Here is an 18,571-nt window from a genome sequence, read left to right as displayed (position 1 = left end):
CCAGAAGGTATGCTCTGAAATTCCGGAATTGTGGCTCTCGTGGTCCGGAATAGTAGCTCATTTTGCTCCGGATTATTCAGTCTAAAGAAAACTAAAAGAAAAAGCAGCCTTGAAATAGATGGCCACTTAAGACCAAAGAAAAAGAAAAATAGCGTCGCCAACGACGTAAAAAATTGGGTTGCAACGATAAGTAAAAATGAGCCAATTCCACTAAACACAAAAACACCGCAATCACTTGCGGTGTCTACGTTTCCAGTGGAGCCAATGGTCGGAATCGAACCGACGACCTGCTCATTACGAGTGAGTTAAAAGATATCCTGAGCTATACTGACGAATCTCAGAATACAGTCATATGGCGGATTCTGTGGTTTTTAGATTTAGCCATGTACTTAATCATACTGCATTTTTTGGATCGGGTTGCAACGCCGGTTGCAACGGTTGCAGTTATATTTTAATGAGGTAGTGGATTTCGTGTGCATGAGTATCTGGCCTGCGGGGTGGTCATGAATCGGGATCTCTCTAACAGCCGTGTTTGGCAGACCAACAATATCAGTTATCGGAACTTAATCCATTTGCAGAATTAGTTTCGATTCTATACTATGTTTGGTCTTATCAAACAGTATATTGGCCTTCCATAATGCCTAATTAATCTATTTCAATCTAGTGAAAATATGGATAATGGAAAGCTGATTGGGTCTTCCTTTATTGTTTGTTCGACTTAAACATTTCTAAAAAATGCAGAGGTATTGGTAGTCTATAATGCCTACATCCAATAAATAATAAGGGCCATAAACCATACTTCATTGCTGACATATCCCTAAAGTCTGAATTCTGTTGACATTCCTTGAATATTTGGTCCAAAAAATCTTCTTTGGTTTTTTCAACACATACATTAGATAGGGTTGCACCATGCGTAGATTTATTTGTATAGAACTGTTCTTCTGATGTTTCATCAGGATACCAGAATTGAAAATTACAGTGTCTTAAAGACTCCTCTTTAAAACTTTGTATTTCATAATAAATATCATTAAAACCAAATAAACCTGAAAATGCCGCCACTGTAGGATAGAGAACGCTTCCTGCTGTGACTTCAATTCGGTATGCTTCAGATTTTTCAATAGGATGCTCAATAAGTTCATAATATGCGCTCAGGTTGCAAGGATAATTACTATGTATATTAAAATTAAATCGAACGCGGTTTATAACCTCTAATAACCAAGAATGAATGAAATCAAAATTACGCGAGTCAAGGGCTAAAAACCAAGTAACGATTGCAATTTCAATTGCCTGATCATCTTTATAAGGGGATAGTAAAATCGGATTATTGGATATGAGCTGTTTCATGGCAATAAAATATCTTTGTACTTCCTTTATCAATTGGTCACGCAATTCGATATTTTCTTTTGGAATCAATTGAATCTGCCAATGTGTCCAAATCCCGCCCATAGCAACCCTGCCAAGTACATCAAATAGTTTTAGGTTCACATCCACTTTGCATGATGGTTTTACAGCACTAGACAAAGCATGGCGCTTATCTGTAAAGGGCAGTATCTTACTTTCTAGGTATTGAGTACATATGAGCTGATATACCCCCCGTATTGATTCTACCGTATTGAAAATGTCTTTAGCAACTCTTGTCTTCTTTCCTAGAAAAGGCTTAGCAATTTCCCACGCATGCAACAACGTAAGTTCGCTGGAAAGATATGCCGCTTCAATATTATTTGCTTCACGACACCAAGCAAATAGAATCCAAAGACATATATTAATTTGCCGGATAACCGTAACTTTTTTTTCGACTCTGTCAGTTTTGGTTTGAATTAAGTTTTTGATAAGATCAGCAAAGTGTTTGTAAGAAGCTTCAGGTTCATCCAATAATGCCAGTGACTTTCTAAGCATCGAACGGAAACTTTTTGGAAGCAAGTCCTCTCTTAAAAAACTTGATAAAATTAGTTCAGCTAACTTATCTCCATTCCACTGTATAACCTCTATGCCATTTTTTAAAATACTTTTTGTATATCCTTCGACATCCGTTCTAACTTGCTCTAGAATTTCTCCTCCAAAACACAAACAAATAACAATGGGCTTATCTTTATGTTCACTCGGAAGCCGGTTTGGAATATATGAATCGATGATTTCATTAAGTGAAGGTCGTAAAGATTGGACTGCAGCACTATCCCATGTAGTTCTGGTCAAATCGCCAGCTTTAATTGAGAACAAATAGACCTTCTCTATATCCCCATTTAGACAACCTGTTGCTGCCACATCAACACCATCTTGTCGCGTTCCACGACCAGAACTTGAGAAGACGTTAAAACCAATTTCACTTAAAAGGTCAGGTAGTATAGCATCTAGCTCACCTCGTTCTTTTAAAGACGCTAAATACTCTTTAATAATAAGTTTCATCATTTACACCCCTCGGCACGAAAAACCCTCAACATGTATTCGAGGCCATGTGGATCAATATTATTAAGGCTGGGATATTCAATAGAATGACCAAAACTATGTAGAGGAACTTCCATTCGTTGTATCTGAGCATTTGGATAATGAACATAATTAATCGACTTTCGACCATATAAAAGAACTGACTTGGAGCAAATCAGATTTACGATAGAGCTCTTTTGGGCTTCATTAAATGAATCCGTAAATTGACGATTCATGAGCCTTAAGTGTGTTTCACGTTGAGCCTGAGAGGGTAATAAGTCAGGTATATTCCACGCTGCTTTTAGATCTACATGGTAACTTTCTAACTTAGCAAGCGAAGTATTTAATACGCTTTGAACCTTCGGCGATTGGCATAACAATATGCTTTCGAGGTATTGCTTTACCTTCCCAGGATAGCTAATTAAAAGTGGGTCAAATAATAAGTCGGTTATTTGCTCAGCTTCATCTTTACTGGAAGCGTCAATAAGAGACACGATAAAACTGACACAACTAACCGGATTAGTGAACAACCAGCCGATAGCTTTTCTAGCCGCAAATAAGTATGGCCCCTCGGGTTGACCTTCAATTTGATGGGTGTTAGCTAATAGAACAATATCATCTTCATAACCCAAGCCAACAATATCCATTATAGCGCTGCAAAGCAAAATATTTTTTGAGATAAACCAACGTGTTGCTAGTTCATTTAATATTTGCCGGTTATCAAAATACATGTAATGAATTAGACTTTCAACAGCCAAGATACTTAAGTCGCCATCATTTTGAATCAATAGGCTTTCAAGGAATGAGAAGGCTTTTTCTTCCTGATTAGTTTTTACAAGATGTAGTAAACCAAAGCCGATATTTTCTAACGTATCCTTGTTCTGAGATTTAGTAAACTTAAGGGCATCCAACATTATATCAAAAAGCACATCTGAAATTTTTTCTGTGTTAAAAGCTAATACCTCAGAAGCTGCATGAAGGGATAATTCTCCTTTGTGATATAAAGCTACATTAATTAGGTTGGCAACATCATTTTCTATATTTTTGTCGGCAAGATAGAGTGAAAACGCTGATTTTATTCCTGTGCCAAGTAGATAATCATCTTGTTCTGATTGAATAACACAATCCAAGGCACATAGCGCGTCAGCCACTAAAGGTATACTATTACAATAATTTATTCTTCCAAGGGCATCAACTGCACGCACTCGAACTCCTTGTTTTACGTGATGAGTAAGTGCAATTACTATAGCTATATATTTAGAAAGCTCCGAATTAGAACCAGCAATAATAGCAGGCACAATAAAATCCAGCATTTTGTCATTGTTGCTTTCTACAATATGCAGTACCTCTTCGGGTCGTCTGGAGTCTGCTTCACAATATTTTATAAATGGTTCAAATAACGATCTTCTTGCCAAATCGTTACTGCTTTCCGTAGCAAGATGCTTAATACAATCCATCACCGAAGCGACAGAAGCATTTATCTCAGGCAATGCCTCTTTAAAAATATCACGAATTAAGCGTAATTCCCTTCCCTTTAAGTTTAATAAAAACTGACGAAACTCTGCAATCGCATCAATTTCACCTTCATTATGTAAGATAGCAATTTCTTTTCCGATAAATTTTCTATTATCTATGTTATTCAAATTTGCTTCACATAGTATTTTTAAGAGATCACCCTGTAGATAAGCATTAATAAGTTTTTCTCTAATTTCTCCCATAATCTCTCACCTTTATACTCTTTATGTAGCTTTATGTTGTTAAACAGCATCCACAAGCATCCTGAACTTTTATTTTAGCCTTATTGGTATTATGGATAATGTGCAATTCACAACTTGTCAGGACTTGTCGGTAATAAACATTAGTTGAATTTCATCTGCGTGTATAATATTGATTAGTGCATTTATAATGAGTCGTTGTCCTATGGAAGAAGGTCTTTGCTGGAATATCGCCTATTTCACATCGAGATATTCTCAAAAAAATTCCATGGTGTATCCATGTATGTATATGCGTAATTATTATCTTCTTTTTCCCTCATTCGATACAGTATATCAAAATTTGCATGGGCAATTAGTGCTTCCTGTATTCCCGGACCCCACTTTTTCCACAGTCGAGGAGATATAACAATGGAATCAGTCCAACGAGGAAGCTTATTATTAAAATAATTTTCTCTATCTCTACTATCTAACTTTGAAAATTGTTCAGTAAACCCTTTATATGCGTTATCGTAGATGCTTAACCAAGACCAAATGCAAAAAGATTTTCCTTCTGCAGGGAAAATATTGAGATATATGTTTTTTACATCTATGTCTTTTTCCAAATCATTGATTCGCTTGCCGTAAATGTCTTGTTCAAGTTCAGTCATCATTGATACAGCACTACTTATTTCGTATTGGATTTCCCATGTCCAAGAACTTATAACGCCGTACTGCTCATTCAATAAGGCTTCGTCAAATATCTCTTTTTCTCTTTCATTATCTGCTAATCCTAACTTCAAGCCTGTGAGGTATTCAATAAAATCGTCTGACTTGGCTAAATCATATCCTTGCTGAAACATCTTTTCAAAGTGAATGCAAGCAGCATTTGTCTGTTCTTGCTTTTTGTGATAATGCCAAGCCATAGTCCTGTATGTTAATAAAAAAATTTGCTTTTTACTTCCCGTGAAATCCTTATCCTCAATATCTTGAAAAAGAGTTTTGTCATGGTAAGAACAAAATCCAGTAAAGGTCGTAGCAACACCACGCCCTTTTATCTCTGATGTTTGAAACATATAATGAGACGTACCATCCAGAGTAAGTATCATGCCTTTTTCTGCTATCTTGTTGAGTATTCGATTATTCTGAATTGCGTGGTCTTTTACAATCTTGCCACTACATTCATTTTGATTGGGATAAAGGCATCTTTTTATTCGAGCCTCGTTTTTTATATTCTGCATAGAAGTCGTAACTGCCTCGGCTAATCGCTGCTCTTCAGTCTTAATTAAACAACATCTTTTGTACTTTTTTCCACTGCCACAAGGGCACTGTTCATTACGACCGATTTTCATCTGCCAACCACCTTAAATTTTTGAATTAGTATAATTCATATCCGCTTAAATCCTCCGTCTTTTAGACATAACCAGAATTTAATCGGTTATTGCCATACATTGTTATTTGAAATTGATTTAGTTGGCTACCTTACCAATAAATCTTCAAGAATTTTTTTGATCTGTTGGTCGCAATATCCAGCTTGCCTAAGTACAATACAATAATTCAGATGTTCTACAAGACGAATAGCTGATACAACACGCTTATCGGGTTCATATTTCCCCTTCTCATGGGCAAGTTCGTTGCGCCATTCATTTGCAACCTCTGCCAAGTCATCGACTTGACTTCCAAACCACTCATCTAAAACAGAATCTAAGCCAGTCCATTCAGGACAACCTCTATATACTTTCAAAATTTTATCCATTAAGGATGGTTCTGGGGAAATTCCTTTAATAAGGCTTTTGGCTTTTTTCTTTTTCTTCCCAGTATGATTTTCTGCATATTCCTGAAGCAAAGTTTTAATTTCGTCGTAAAACTCTATTGCATCCTCAGATGGTGTATCAGGAATGTATTCTCTGTAGTAATGTTCTAATGCCGCTGTAATATGAAGAGATTGCTTCAAATCTATCAAATTGCGTGCAGCAATGGATGAGTGAACGCTGAATACTGACACCTTGTTGTTTACAAACATTAAAAACAATTGTTCAAATCTTGCTGATAAAGCTGTGTATCGGATTGTTTTTTGGATGACTTTTTCACTTTCCCAGTTATCCTTATATTTGTTTATGATAACAAGCGTCTGAGAAGTTTTGACGGGTCGTTCATCAATAACGGTTTTTCGATCCTTATGAAGGGGATACTTCTGAATCCGCTCTCCATCAAGAGTCACACTATGTAAAGTAATATTCCTACGATTACATAAGAAACAAAAGACATCGTTCACTAATTCAAACAATCTAACAAAAAAGTCAAGATCGTTTGTCTTTTCAAATTTAAGCAATAGCTCTGTCTTAGTCAACGCCGTGCTTCTGGTACCACACTTCCCTTCAGCATAGATCCGCAAGGTAAAATTAATCATGCGTTCCAGATAATAGAACGAAAATTCCACTACTTCTTTTGGTGTTCTGGAGAACATCAAATCGGTCAAATTGCCTTCAGTTCCATATAAGCTACAAGCATTGCTGGAAGGCAGGAAATAGTCTAATTCTGAGAAAGCAAATCGCATTTGAGTAAATTCTGATTGTTCCTCATAGTTCTCGATATAAAAGTCGACATTATGCTTAATATTTCCCATTGATATTGCGCGAACTTGATGCCTACCTAATTCGTCTGTAGAATTCATAGCACAATAATTTACGAGTGGTGTCGGAAGGTGAAAATATACCATACCGCCAGTTAAAGCTGTATAGCATTGCCCGACAACTGAAGTTTTACCTTCTTCAAGTGTGCGGATATTCCCGCCGTGATAGAATTCTATTTCCCCATTCTCAAAGTGAAACGGCACCCTATTATTTTTTGAAATTTCAGCAATGCCATCATAGTTGCTCATTTGCATATTTAATGCCTTCTTTCTTAAACAGCGTCAACTTAATAGCGTCTTACGTCGTGGTACAGTGGCAGGGTCATTGTTTCGCATTATTGCTATAATTCGGCCTCTACCGAGATGCGCATTATTAGCCTTACGTGAAGTTGGACAGGTGAGTCTAGCTTGATGTAATAAACATAATGGGAAAATAATCCTATTACTCCGGAAGATTGGTATAAAAGTAATTTCCAACCTTAAGAAGTTCGATTGTATTATTCGTAGCTGCGATATACTTGGAAACGCCATTAACAGACGAATCCAATAGCTCTGTATTCCCGCAGTGATCCATATATGGTTTCAGACTTTCGATTTTTTCTGTCTTCTTTTCTTTACGTTTTTCATTAAATTTTTCATCGACATATTGGGCACCCTTAATGCCAACTGATGTTCTGGTAACTACAGTTAGAGCAACACCAACTACTGCATCAGCAGCAATCTGTATTGGGTTTCTCTTATTTAATGCATTATTTGAATCCAGATAAAGAATAATCATCTTTATACTGGTTTACGATTCCTTTAAGTTCTTCATGAACAATCTTAAAATAATCGGCATTAGGTGCATCCATTAGATAAAGTTCCATAAGATTTGCCATGCAATACGCTAATGTTGCACACCGATACTGAGTCATATAATTTCCGACATCATTTATATTCTTACCAATCTTCTTATCCTTATCTTTTTTATCAGCGGCCTGCCTAACACTTTCTGATTGCTCCTGATAAAAGTTGATAAACCCTTGCGTCTCTGTTTGGATTGATTTGAGCTGCGTTATCGTAGCATTTTTTTGAACTTCATCGTCTTTGATGAAGGAAATCCGCCTATTAACTTTTTCGAGTGTCTGAAAATCCGCCTTGAGCTTACTTTGTTTGTCGGCATCAAGAAATTGTTCTATTCGATCCAGACCATCTTTGATATCTGACAGCTTTTCATTAACCTGTGCCATAAAATATTGTCCAGTAACAAAAGATGCAGCATTAAAAATATTTAAAGCTACCTGTGGTGCTGCTGAAACAGACAATATTGCACTGCTCTCAATAAATTCTGCTTGGCCGGCCACCTTGTTTGTCACTTGATTTAGCTCAGCGCCTCGAAAGGCTCCAACTGTTTGTTTTGATTTGGCCAGAATCGTACCAGTATCCAAGATTACCCGGTAAGTTCCTTCCACTGCATCCTTAAACGCAACCTGAACTGCGCCATTGTTGATATGCTGAATAGCAAGTTGCGGTACATATTGGAATATCTGTGTCACGCGTCCAAGCGCCTCGTTTGGCAATTTCCTGTAGCCTTTTTCCTCCAGTTCAGCTGGAAGCATCTTTTTTTCGCGATACACTTCAATTCCATATTCATCTTTTAAACAGAGTTGTAACTCCTCTGAATCTTTTTTCGTCTTATTTCCAAATAAATTCATATTGCCTCCGTTGGGGAAATTTACAGTATTCTATATTGCTTGTCCTAAACATAATGAGCAACTGGTTGTAAAAATACTTTATAAAGGTTTTCTATCTACTAACTCATCAAATACACCCTTGCGGTTAAATACATGATAACAAAAATCAGCGGCGGTATTTGCGGCTATCTCGGTATTACTTTTCCAAATATGGTTTTGTATGATTCCAGTGACAATAAAAACCATTTTTTTGACCAACGCCGCATTATAGAAAAAATGCTACAAAGCGCCCTAACAATCTTGGCATGGATCCGGGGCTTATTGGTCAAGCGATTGCTTAAATTACTTAGAATTTCAACGTGTTGCCTAAATATTCCTGCAATAGTTACAAATGTTAGTAACTAAGTTATATGGTAAATAATTAAAGCTGTTATTCTTAATCGCAAACTACTAACTCACTACAGAATACCTGACATCATCGGGTATTCCTCATCATCGACAGTTCCTCCAGTGCTGAAGCGCACTCCGCTATTCAAAAATGCGGATCTAAACACCAAGCCATTCCCATACCTCTCACGTATCGAGTCTACTACTCGATCAACTGTTCTCTGCTTCTCGTAATCCTTCTCAAATAGTGAGAGCTGCCTAAATTCATTTTGACATAGCTCGGAAACACGAACTCCCAAGTGTCGAACAGGTTCACCTCTCCAAAGCTCGTCAAACAATTCGCAAGCCAACGTTTCTTTGCCTGTTTTTTGACTTTTGCGCACCCGCTGGTTCCAATAATTGTACTGATTCTTGCTCACGCCATTTTTTTCACACCAATCCCTGATTGTCATGCTATTTTGGATTCTTTCTCTTATTCGCTGCTCCCAAAGTTGCAGTTTTTAGCTGTGGATTTCACAATAAAACCTCCCCTCTGATCACTTGTTCTTAGTGTATCAAAGGGGAGGTTGATCTACACGACGGTGCTTGTTCCACCGCTTAGGTTATTGTTTCTTTTTTAAGTAATTTAAAACAGATGATATATTACTTTGGGTGTAATAGCCAGGCTTAGTATTAGGTTCAAATACACCCTCTTCTATTGCCTCTTCAAAAGATGATCTTGCTTCTTCATAACCAGGTATATGAATTCTTTTAATTATTTCCAGTAGCTCTTCTTTATTATCGAAATACCCTTCGCTTACAAATAATAATAAATCCATTAGTCCATCTGCACCTGAAAAAGATTGTAAATCCATATCACCAACTATTGCACTAAACTTTTTGTATACTAAATCCTGATTATAATTGCATCTTGCACTATGAACAATTCTTATGCCTTGGTATGAATTGTAAAGGCCATTTTCATTCTTTAGCTCTAACCATTCAACCCATCCCTCATTAATATCTTTAATTTTCTTTCTACAATTGTCGCAAATCCAAAATTTGGTTGCATTCATAATGCATATCCTCCTTTATTCATCGTCCTAATTATTGCGCAACTGCTTGATGCACAAAATCACTCTCACTTAGAATTCAATTTATTCGGCACACAAGGAACCAGGGTAATTACCATCGTTTCAGTGAGAGTACTTTCAAACTATACAAATTATCCCAGTTTAACATTTCTACTTTTTTCTTTCATATCCTCCCACGATAGCAAAAATAATCCATGAATACAAAAAAGGCCACACCGTCCATTAAGAGACTATCTGGCTATACAAAATCAACTATAGTTTCCCATACGCCTCAAACTAAGACTATACACCTTCTCAAACCTGCTCATACTAAGGCTTTCACTCAACCCCGATACAGCACTATTATCGTCTCCATTTTCTATTTATTGATAAGTAGCAAAACTACCTCTAAAATTAATAGCTATCTCTATAATCTGCTTCGTATTGCAACATGTCGCTTATAACATCGTCAAATGGCGGCATCATAGTCTGTAAATCAAGTAGCAAGATACAATAAAACTTAAGAGAAAACACTAAATCATCCCAACCATTGACCGTTCTGTTTTTAAAAGAATGTATTGTATTTCTGTTCTCTCTGATTGTATTTAATGCTTCAATATATTTATCATCCCAAGAGATTTCACTTTGAAAGAATCTTACTAAACTTTGAAGGTTCATATCCTCTAAGCTTGTTACTTCCATTTTTCCTTTTAAGTGATTCTTCAGATTCTTCTTTAATGCTTTTGCTTTCTCTTTAATAATATGACCATCACCCTCAAGTGAATTTATCACTTCATATAATGATGTTTTGACTTCGTCATAGTTGAACTCTTCCCACTTACCCCAATTGGAGTTTTGATAATCATTCAAATAAATAGATAAGAAAATTTGTAGAGAAGTTTCTATTGCTGAACCTAAAGTAATCCAGCATTGAATTAGTCTTCCCATCTCTTCTATCTCATCGATAGTACCTACTAATTGATGAAAATCATAATCAAAGTCTTTTAATGGAAGATTCAAAGCCATATTAATTGCTTCATATCTTTTTAAGGTTTCTTCATTAAGCAATCTATGAATCTCTGTATCAGTATCAATGTATACGCATTTTCTTGCACACTGAATCAATCCGTCAGATTCTTTTTTAATTATCTCCAGTAACTCTTCAATATTCGCTTCATCTATTACAATTGGTATATGCATATTTAATCTCTCTTTCTAATCTTGTAAAATGGTAAGCTCATTATATAATTTGAGTAAATTCACTATCGAGTTTTGTGATCACCTGATAAGTCACCTTATACCTTCCACATCTTTCCTCAATTTCCTTCTAGGATAGTGGAAACAATAAAAAACAAAAAAGCCAGACCTTACGATCTGGCAATACAAATTCAATATGTTTCCCTATATAAACGACACTATAAAAAGACTATACCTCTTCTGAAACCCTCTATACCACTTTCGAAAATCACAAATAATTTATCCATTAGTCTTATCCTTATTCAACTTTTCTGCTTTTTGGAGATAGTCATTTCCAAACTTTCTTTTGATGGCTTTACGTTTTTTCCAGCTTTTTTTCAACGACCTTTGAATGTTATCCTGTGTTAGGAACAACAATGATTTTTCACTGTTGCTATCCAGCTTGCCTAATAAATCTTCTAATCTATATGCGCTAATGCCGCATATAGAGTAATACAAGTCTTTAAGAATTCTATCCTCTGGTGTCTCGTTTTGCCATTCTTCAAATTGCCGTTCTAATTCCTCATATTCTTCGGGATGAGCTGCATAATACTCGTCTCTCGCTTGTGCTTGCTCGATTTGCTTTTCTATATACTCATCGCTCTGTAAGTATATTTCTTCATAGTACCGCTGGCCTATTTCGTCCTTTATGCTTTCCTCTTTTTCAATCACATCGGCTCGGCAATACTGAATTGAAGCGATTATTTTTGAACATATATATAGGGTCATGCGCAAAAAGCGAACGCACTTTTCATAGTTTATAATACCGTCATTCCAAAAATCGTTAATGTGTTCCGCATAATCCATATAGGCGTCATTGGCAAAATTGGAAGTCAACCCATTGAACTCATCTTTTGTCAGCAAACCTTTGAGGTAATATTCATGTTTGGGTAATCGTTTTAATTCTGCAACCAAGTAGTCGATGCGATTATTTCCAATATTGAGCAGTGTTTTTAAGTGCGTTCTCTCACTTTCAGACAGTTTATCCACATCCAGTTTCTTTAAGTAATCTTCGAATTCATTATATGACGAAAAATCATCGTAAAAACCGTAAAATGATTTTGGTGGAATATTACTGAACATGACATACTCATTTATCCGATAAACAACATCTCTGTATATATTTATACTTACGTTAATGATGTCACTTAGAACCAACCTTTTATCTTCGAGCAGTTTCCTTTCCTGCCGTTTGTCGTTTTTGTAATTTATTGAAATACTTACAACTAAAGACGTCAGCAGTCCTGTCCCTACGCCGCTTGATACATTTATCCAGTTTTCTTTTAGTTTGAATGACAACACAATTAATGCAATTCCAACAGCAAAACCGAAGCAATACAGAATAATATGGGAACGACTGACAAGCCAGGCCATAATGGCTTTCTTCGCTTTTTTAAATTTTCTTTTTGTGGCTCGAACTTTCTTCAACTCAGCACCTCCCATATTTATAGGATAATTATACCATGATAGTCTAAAATTTGATGGCACTATTTTAGCGGAGGCGAGGGGATTTACACCCCTGTATTTAAGAACGGCCACAAAAAAATGAATATTACGGTCTGACATTTCACTCTGGATTATTCAAAAAACATTAAGGGACACCAAAACAATTGTTGAACATATTCCCCCGATACTAACAAGACTGTCCACTCTAACATTTCTCCACTTTTCCCTCACATCCTTCCACGATGTAAAAATAATCCAATTAAACAAAAAAAGCCAGACCGTCCATGATCTGGCTCAAATATATTCCCCCTCACACACCGACACTATAAAATGACTATAAGCCTTCTCAAACCCGCTCATACCAATGCTTTCAGCCACCTCAATTATAGCACTATTATCGTCTCCACGTGCATCGTCCCCGGAACCATATATGTCATTTTAGTTCTAAGTTACACCTCTTCAACTGTAATTCTCTACAAATTTCTTTCCTAAAGAAGTACACGGCCTCGTTTTGCGATCGGCGATTACTGTCGAAGCGACAGCCTCTCTACAGCGTTCGCTTTATCCTGATCAGACGGCTGTGTGTATATTCGTGTCGTATTCAAGCTCTTGTGTCCCAGAATTTCCGCGACCATCTCCAACCCTTCACCAGTTTTCAGTAAATTCCGGGCAAACGTATGCCGCAGAGCGTGGGGATGCAGATCAGGCAGTTTTGCGAGGTAAGCGTACTGGTCTATAACCTGCCGGATTCCACTAGCTGTTAAGCGACCAGCTCCCTTCCCCCGTTGACTCAAAAATACTGGCCCTTTTGCACGACCGTTCAAATAATCTTGCAAGGCCTTCCGAATATCGCCGTTTAGGGGTACAGTACGGAATTTTCCCCCTTTCCCCAGCCGTACCTTGAGACTGCCGTAACGATCGCCCATTGTGAGATCTTCTATATCCAGAGAAGCAACTTCACTAATACGAAGGCCAGTGTTTAGCATGAGCGTAATAATAGCAATATCGCGTGATATGCTCTCTCGTTCCACTGCGCGAGTAAGTGAGCGTTGGGCAAGTTTATCTAGTCCTTGAGGTGCAGAACGTACCTCTTCCACATATGATGGCATTGATACATTCTGTCCGTTAAAGTCCAGCCAGTTTGCAATCGCAACGAAGGAAAGATTGACTGTTGATGGAGAGCGCTTAAGATTAATTAGTAAGTAGGATTTGTATTCACGCAGGTCTGTAGGGGTGACACGCTCATGAGTAAGTGTTTCTCCATTCGTCGATACAAACCACTCAGCAAAACCCAACACTCTCTGTCGATAGACTCGGAGGGTGTTTTCACTTTTGTTGGTATTGCGAAGATTTTCTAACCATGCGTTGAGATAGGGTACGTTAGTCGTTGGCAAAGACATCGCTCCTTTGCTTCTTGATTAGCCCTAAGATTTCCTCTGTGTTTTAGGGCAAAAATCTTATCTCCTGAGTTTTTTGGCACTTAACGACCTTAACTGCTTCGGGCTTAGCGTCTGAAACCCCCATTTTATAAGGTTCTTCAAAAATCAGTCTATCATAGTTATACAAGAACTCAAGAGATAATGTGTATTATCTCTTGTACTTATCTCCTGTTATTTATTACAAAAAATCAGCCTTAGATTCGATGGGTAACCGCATTTCTGAGAACATTGACTAAATTGTGGTAACCATACCATGCTGCTTTAAAACATTCCAAAGTTATTGAATATTTTTAACTCTTGCATTGCGTTTGCGTTCTATATTCATCAAGCTCTCTCATCTCTGCTAGTTTAATTTTATCGAATTCTTTTTCAAGCATACTATCTGGTATTTTGTGTTCAGCTAGTAAAGTTTGATGAGATCATGCTCATTGCGGCGGCTCGTATAACGTCTTTAAGGCGCCCAGACCGGAAATGCCAACCTCCCATTGACCCTCCGTCGTTCTCAGCCAACCCGCGATACTCCGTGCCGGATGGTCCACTGGTAGCTCTTTCCGCACGACCGCGTAATAATTTATCGCAAGCGGGTACTCCCTTGACAAAATCGTTTCCGGCGTCGGAGAAACCCCGTCGTACGCGAGCGTTTTGATATCCATTTCCCCTATCACGCTTTGGGTAATCTGGACATAGTAAAAAAGCGTATAGCCCAACGAATATGCGTTTTCCTCGCCGTCCCGTGCGAAATTCCGGTAACTTTCCACCATGTTAAGCATCCCATTCATATCCCGCTCCATGTAGTTCTCCTCGACGGCCTGGTTGATCGCCCTACCCCCGAGCACCAGATTTTCTATCTGCGCTTGGGAGCCGGAATCGGCATTGCGGCAGATCGGCACGATGCGCCCGTTCTTGCCTCCGAGCTCCGACCAGTCGGTAATAGACATGTCGGCATATATTTTTTGCACCTGAGTGGCATTGATATCTTTCACGGGGTTATCCTCGTGCGTGATGAACACAAGCGCTTCCGCGCCGATGGGAATGTACTCAAGCTCCGATCCGGTGCTGTCGGCCATCCGCTTAACTTCTTTTGAGGGGTCTGGGACAATAATCAGATCAACGTCCCCATTGATAAGCATCTCGTAAGACGCCATTGTTTTGGAAGCCTTCTGCGGCATGCCCGGCCACCCCTCCCCGTCGCCGTGCATGGGCAGAAACATCCTTTTGTATATTCCCTGCACAAGTGGAAGTGTGGAGGTCGACCCGTCGATGCGCGGATAATTTTCCGCCGTAATGCCTATGGAGGCGGCGTCCTCCGACGGCGTCGGCACTACTACCTGGGTGACTATACTTTGCTCCGCCGGTATTTGAGATTCCACTGGCGTCCCTGCATCCTCGCTTTTCGCACAACCCTGTAAAAGCAACAGGGCGATCACAATTGTTATTTGTAGAAGCATTTTCACCTGCTCACCAACTCCTTTATATTCCTCTTTTCATAGAACTTACAAACAACGTTCTATATGTTCTATTTGCAGAGTTAGGTTTTTGAGCAACAATAACAAATCTGTGTTCTTTGCTTTCAATAAATCCTTTTTCTTCAACAATTGATTGCAATAGACATAATTGCTTAAAACAACTATCAACAGAGAAACTTGGAAATTTCCATTCAATAATTTTGCAAAATAAACCAATGCTCCAACATCAAGAAATTTAAGTATTGGAAAACATTCATCTGACTTCAGGATAGTCAATCCTTTGTTCTCAATTAACATCAGATTATTTTTTAAGGTATTTCACTACTAGTAATCTCTTTGAAATCACTAATTAAAAGCCTAGATAGTTCCTTGTTGTTTAATCCGCCAACTTGCTGTGTAATAAACAAGCCATTCGGTTTTAACAATCGATAAACTTCGTTGATGTCAAAAGCTGAATGGCTGTTTATTATAATGTCAAACATCTCGTTTTCAAAGGGTAAGTAATGATCGTTAAATACTTGTCGAACATCTATGCCAAGTGGCGTGAGTGTCTTTTCGCACAGTTCATAGTTAGGAGGATATGCCTCTGTAGCAAACGTTTTGCAATAAGGGTGATTTAAAGTCAATAGGTATTCGCCACCCCCAGTTCCCATATCCAACAATGTTGAATTTGTATTTAAATATTGTCGAACCATCTTGTCATAATTCCAAGGCAAAGGTTCTTGTGTTTTTCTCTTGCCAATATATGAAAAATTCCAACCTTGGAAAATCTTTTTTTCTTCTGACAACCAGTATTCTTTTAACTTCATATAATCCATAACATAAACTCCTTTTCATAATTGATTTTGATGAAAAGCAGTGCAGTCAACTGATAACAAATTTCGCAATCTCGGTACAATCTGATATCAGATTATGTTAACTGCACCGAGTATTTAATTCGTTTTATTCTTTTCATAAAGTCACCTTCCTTATATACAGGGCCATTGCCTATTTAATATATGTGAACATATTCATCGTTCATCTTCTGAATCCAACTTCCAGTTATAGACCCCCATGTGGCACTTCGTGCCATACCATCAAATGAATGAAAACGTTGGAAAACGTTGGAATAAAAGAGTTGCCCACGTGAGATACTTTTGCTACGGATAAGGTCGAAATGTCTTGGTGCGTTTAAGCCCGATGTTATAGACTGATTAAGGCTTCCTGCTTGCACCACAAATTGTTGCCATGAGCACGTAGGGTAGATTAATGCTTTACAGGAAGCCCGCCGTAATTAAATCATTGGAGGTCTTTCAATGAATGTTATTTACGAGCGTTGTTGTGGTATGGATATTCACAAGAACACAATTGCTGCCTGTCTAATTACAGGTAGAAAAAAGGAGATTAGGAGTTTCAGTACAATGACTTCATCGCTTCTAGGACTTATTGACTGGCTGAGGAGCGCTGATTGTCAATGTGTTGCCATGGAGCAACCGGCTCATACTGGAAGCCAATCTACAATCTTTTAGAAATGGAGGAGATCCCTACTTTAGTTGTGAATGCACAACATATTAAAGCTGTACCTGGACGTAAAACCGATGTTAAAGACTCTGAATGGATTGCTGATTTACTTCGTCACGGGCTACTAAACGGCAGTTTTATTCCCAAGCGAGAGCAGCGCGAACTTAAAGAACTTGTTCGTTATCGCAGAAGTATAGTTGCGGAGCGCGCCAGAGAGTTGAACCGGATCCAAAAGGTGCTTGAAGGCGCTAATATCAAGTTAGGTTCTGTTGTCAGCGACATTGATGGTAAATCATCCCGTCGAATGCTTGATATGCTCATAGCAGGCTGTACTGACGTTCAAGCTATGGCAGATAAAGCGCTCAGACAAATGCGTAAAAAAATACCTCAAATTGAAGAAGCACTTCATGGTTTTATGGGTGATCATCAAAGGACAATGTTACGTCTGATGCTCAAGCATATTGATATTCTTGAGGAACAAGTCCTTTCGCTTGATCAAGTAATCCAAGAAAGAATGAAACCTGTCAAAGATCAAGTTTCTCTTGTCGACTCTATTCCCGGAGTTGCGGAACGTAGTGCGCAAGTGATCATTGCCGAAATTGGTATCAATATGAACCAATTTCCATCGGATTCACACCTCGCTTCATGGGCTGGCATTTGCCCCGGCAACAACGAGAGTGCAGGCAAACGCAAAAGCGGTAAAACGCGAAAAGGGAGCGACATGCTTAGGACTACACTGATGGAATGTGCCAAAGTCGCCGGGCATCTGAAGAACACCTATTTCAGTGCCCAATACGCTAGGATTGCCGCAAGACGCGGCAATAACCGTGCTACTGTAGCTGTTGCTCATGCCATCCTCAAAGCTGCGTACCACATACTCAAAAATAACACACCATACAAAGAGCTGGGACCGGATTACTTTGATCAACGCAGGAAAGCGGAGATCGTTAAGAAATCTGTAAAGAGACTTGAAACATTCGGATTTACCGTTACTATTGAACAGAGCGCTAACTCCAGTACAGCTTAGTCACTAATTAAATATTCGAAGGCAATTCATGATTGCTCAAGCATTTACTTGAGTATAGTTGGATTTTTTTTGTTTTTATGGCCCTAGCACTCTGTTTTCAGGATAGACATTCCCCTACTCCTTCACCAAATCTTCTTGCCTAACAGTTTTTGCTTATTAGGGCTTCCTCGACCAGGGTCTGTCGATCTGGGAAAGAATAATCCGGTTACTCTTTAATCTGATATTCGTGAAATTTCACTGCTTTCCTTCTTAAATAATCAAAGTATGTGGAAATTAATTCTAAAAAACAAAGGACTCCTTTGCTGTAAAAGGCTCCTTAAGAGGAAATGGCCTGACGTATTCTAAGGTGAAGTCTCCCTTATTGTCAGATACATCAAAACAGTAAAAAGCATAGCCAATGAGCTATGCCGACCTTTTTAGTTATATCTAAATTGGCTTTTGGAGGGAGATGTTTTGCTAACTATCGGCATTTGCGATGACAGGCCGTTGTGTCGCCAGTTGTTAGAGGCGTTCATTCATTTATATGAAGAATATGCAAGCCAGGTACGAAAGAGATTATGGAAGTAATTTTAGAAAGGGTACTGGTCAAAAAAGGATTATG

The 18,571-nt window shown here is 38.3% G+C and carries 13 protein-coding genes and 2 pseudogenes; 2 read left to right on the top strand and 13 right to left on the bottom strand.

Annotated features, from left to right (window positions below):
• Window positions 1-702 precede the first annotated feature (702 nt).
• The 13 genes from E4K67_RS11945 to E4K67_RS30625 all read right to left on the bottom strand — a co-directional run bounded on the left by E4K67_RS11945 (window position 703) and on the right by E4K67_RS30625 (window position 16,261).
• On the bottom strand, window positions 703-2,406 hold the full coding sequence (locus tag E4K67_RS11945) for a hypothetical protein (RefSeq protein ID WP_199242522.1): 1,704 nt from the start codon (window positions 2,404-2,406) through the stop codon (window positions 703-705).
• Window positions 2,403-4,139, bottom strand: a complete 1,737-nt coding sequence (locus E4K67_RS11940; protein ID WP_135546841.1) for a hypothetical protein — start codon at window positions 4,137-4,139, stop codon at window positions 2,403-2,405. The genes E4K67_RS11945 and E4K67_RS11940 overlap by 4 nt, the downstream gene beginning before the upstream one ends.
• 236 nt (window positions 4,140-4,375) lie before the next feature.
• A complete protein-coding gene (locus E4K67_RS11935; protein ID WP_135546839.1) occupies window positions 4,376-5,464 on the bottom strand; it encodes a YecA family protein in 1,089 nt (362 codons plus the stop codon).
• A 125-nt stretch (window positions 5,465-5,589) separates the two neighbouring features.
• Complete coding sequence (locus tag E4K67_RS11930; RefSeq protein ID WP_135546837.1) at window positions 5,590-6,999, bottom strand: HEPN domain-containing protein; 1,410 nt, start codon at window positions 6,997-6,999, stop codon at window positions 5,590-5,592.
• A 187-nt stretch (window positions 7,000-7,186) separates the two neighbouring features.
• The gene (locus tag E4K67_RS11925; RefSeq protein ID WP_135546835.1) at window positions 7,187-7,522 is read right to left on the bottom strand and encodes a hypothetical protein; all 336 of its coding nucleotides are present in this window, start codon (window positions 7,520-7,522) and stop codon (window positions 7,187-7,189) included.
• Complete coding sequence (locus E4K67_RS11920) at window positions 7,494-8,438, bottom strand: hypothetical protein (protein ID WP_135546833.1); 945 nt, start codon at window positions 8,436-8,438, stop codon at window positions 7,494-7,496. The genes E4K67_RS11925 and E4K67_RS11920 overlap by 29 nt, the downstream gene beginning before the upstream one ends.
• 437 nt (window positions 8,439-8,875) lie before the next feature.
• A complete protein-coding gene (gene tnpA / locus E4K67_RS11915) occupies window positions 8,876-9,301 on the bottom strand; it encodes an IS66 family insertion sequence element accessory protein TnpA (protein ID WP_420841538.1) in 426 nt (141 codons plus the stop codon).
• Window positions 9,302-9,406: 105 nt separating this feature from the next.
• Window positions 9,407-9,859, bottom strand: a complete 453-nt coding sequence (locus E4K67_RS11910) for a hypothetical protein (RefSeq protein WP_135546831.1) — start codon at window positions 9,857-9,859, stop codon at window positions 9,407-9,409.
• Between the two features lie 411 nt (window positions 9,860-10,270).
• Entirely contained in the window at window positions 10,271-11,056 is a 786-nt protein-coding gene (locus tag E4K67_RS11905) for a hypothetical protein (RefSeq protein ID WP_135546829.1), read from the bottom strand.
• Between the two features lie 276 nt (window positions 11,057-11,332).
• Window positions 11,333-12,520, bottom strand: coding sequence for a hypothetical protein (locus tag E4K67_RS11900; protein WP_135546827.1), 1,188 nt, complete (start codon window positions 12,518-12,520; stop codon window positions 11,333-11,335).
• A gap of 542 nt (window positions 12,521-13,062) precedes the next feature.
• Window positions 13,063-13,932, bottom strand: a complete 870-nt coding sequence (locus E4K67_RS11895; RefSeq protein WP_158408460.1) for a tyrosine-type recombinase/integrase — start codon at window positions 13,930-13,932, stop codon at window positions 13,063-13,065.
• Window positions 13,933-14,402: 470 nt separating this feature from the next.
• Window positions 14,403-15,425 (bottom strand): substrate-binding domain-containing protein, encoded by a 1,023-nt coding sequence (locus E4K67_RS11890; protein WP_243454432.1) that lies wholly within the window; start codon window positions 15,423-15,425, stop codon window positions 14,403-14,405.
• Between the two features lie 326 nt (window positions 15,426-15,751).
• Complete coding sequence (locus E4K67_RS30625; protein ID WP_243454423.1) at window positions 15,752-16,261, bottom strand: class I SAM-dependent methyltransferase; 510 nt, start codon at window positions 16,259-16,261, stop codon at window positions 15,752-15,754.
• A gap of 477 nt (window positions 16,262-16,738) precedes the next feature.
• Here E4K67_RS30625 and E4K67_RS11880 point away from each other — a divergent pair.
• Window positions 16,739-17,970: pseudogene (locus tag E4K67_RS11880) on the top strand (IS110 family RNA-guided transposase).
• 453 nt (window positions 17,971-18,423) lie between these two features.
• A pseudogene (locus E4K67_RS30620) lies at window positions 18,424-18,501 on the top strand (response regulator); the annotation flags it as partial.
• Between the last annotated feature and the right edge of the window lie 70 nt (window positions 18,502-18,571).

This window comes from Desulfosporosinus fructosivorans (assembly GCF_004766045.1).
Taxonomy (GTDB): Bacteria; Bacillota; Desulfitobacteriia; order Desulfitobacteriales; family Desulfitobacteriaceae; genus Desulfosporosinus; species Desulfosporosinus fructosivorans.
The sequence above is the reverse complement of the archived record's forward strand: the minus strand, read 5'-3'. Positions and strand labels throughout refer to the sequence as shown.

Coding starts and splice junctions, on each gene's coding strand:
- E4K67_RS11945 (WP_199242522.1), bottom strand. CDS start 2,406: ATGATGAAACTTATTATTAAAGAGTATTTAGCGTCTTTAAAAGAACGA.
- E4K67_RS11940 (WP_135546841.1), bottom strand. CDS start 4,139: ATGGGAGAAATTAGAGAAAAACTTATTAATGCTTATCTACAGGGTGAT.
- E4K67_RS11935 (WP_135546839.1), bottom strand. CDS start 5,464: ATGAAAATCGGTCGTAATGAACAGTGCCCTTGTGGCAGTGGAAAAAAG.
- E4K67_RS11930 (WP_135546837.1), bottom strand. CDS start 6,999: ATGCAAATGAGCAACTATGATGGCATTGCTGAAATTTCAAAAAATAAT.
- E4K67_RS11925 (WP_135546835.1), bottom strand. CDS start 7,522: ATGATTATTCTTTATCTGGATTCAAATAATGCATTAAATAAGAGAAAC.
- E4K67_RS11920 (WP_135546833.1), bottom strand. CDS start 8,438: ATGAATTTATTTGGAAATAAGACGAAAAAAGATTCAGAGGAGTTACAA.
- E4K67_RS11910 (WP_135546831.1), bottom strand. CDS start 9,859: ATGAATGCAACCAAATTTTGGATTTGCGACAATTGTAGAAAGAAAATT.
- E4K67_RS11905 (WP_135546829.1), bottom strand. CDS start 11,056: ATGCATATACCAATTGTAATAGATGAAGCGAATATTGAAGAGTTACTG.
- E4K67_RS11890 (WP_243454432.1), bottom strand. CDS start 15,425: ATGCTTCTACAAATAACAATTGTGATCGCCCTGTTGCTTTTACAGGGT.
- E4K67_RS30625 (WP_243454423.1), bottom strand. CDS start 16,261: ATGGATTATATGAAGTTAAAAGAATACTGGTTGTCAGAAGAAAAAAAG.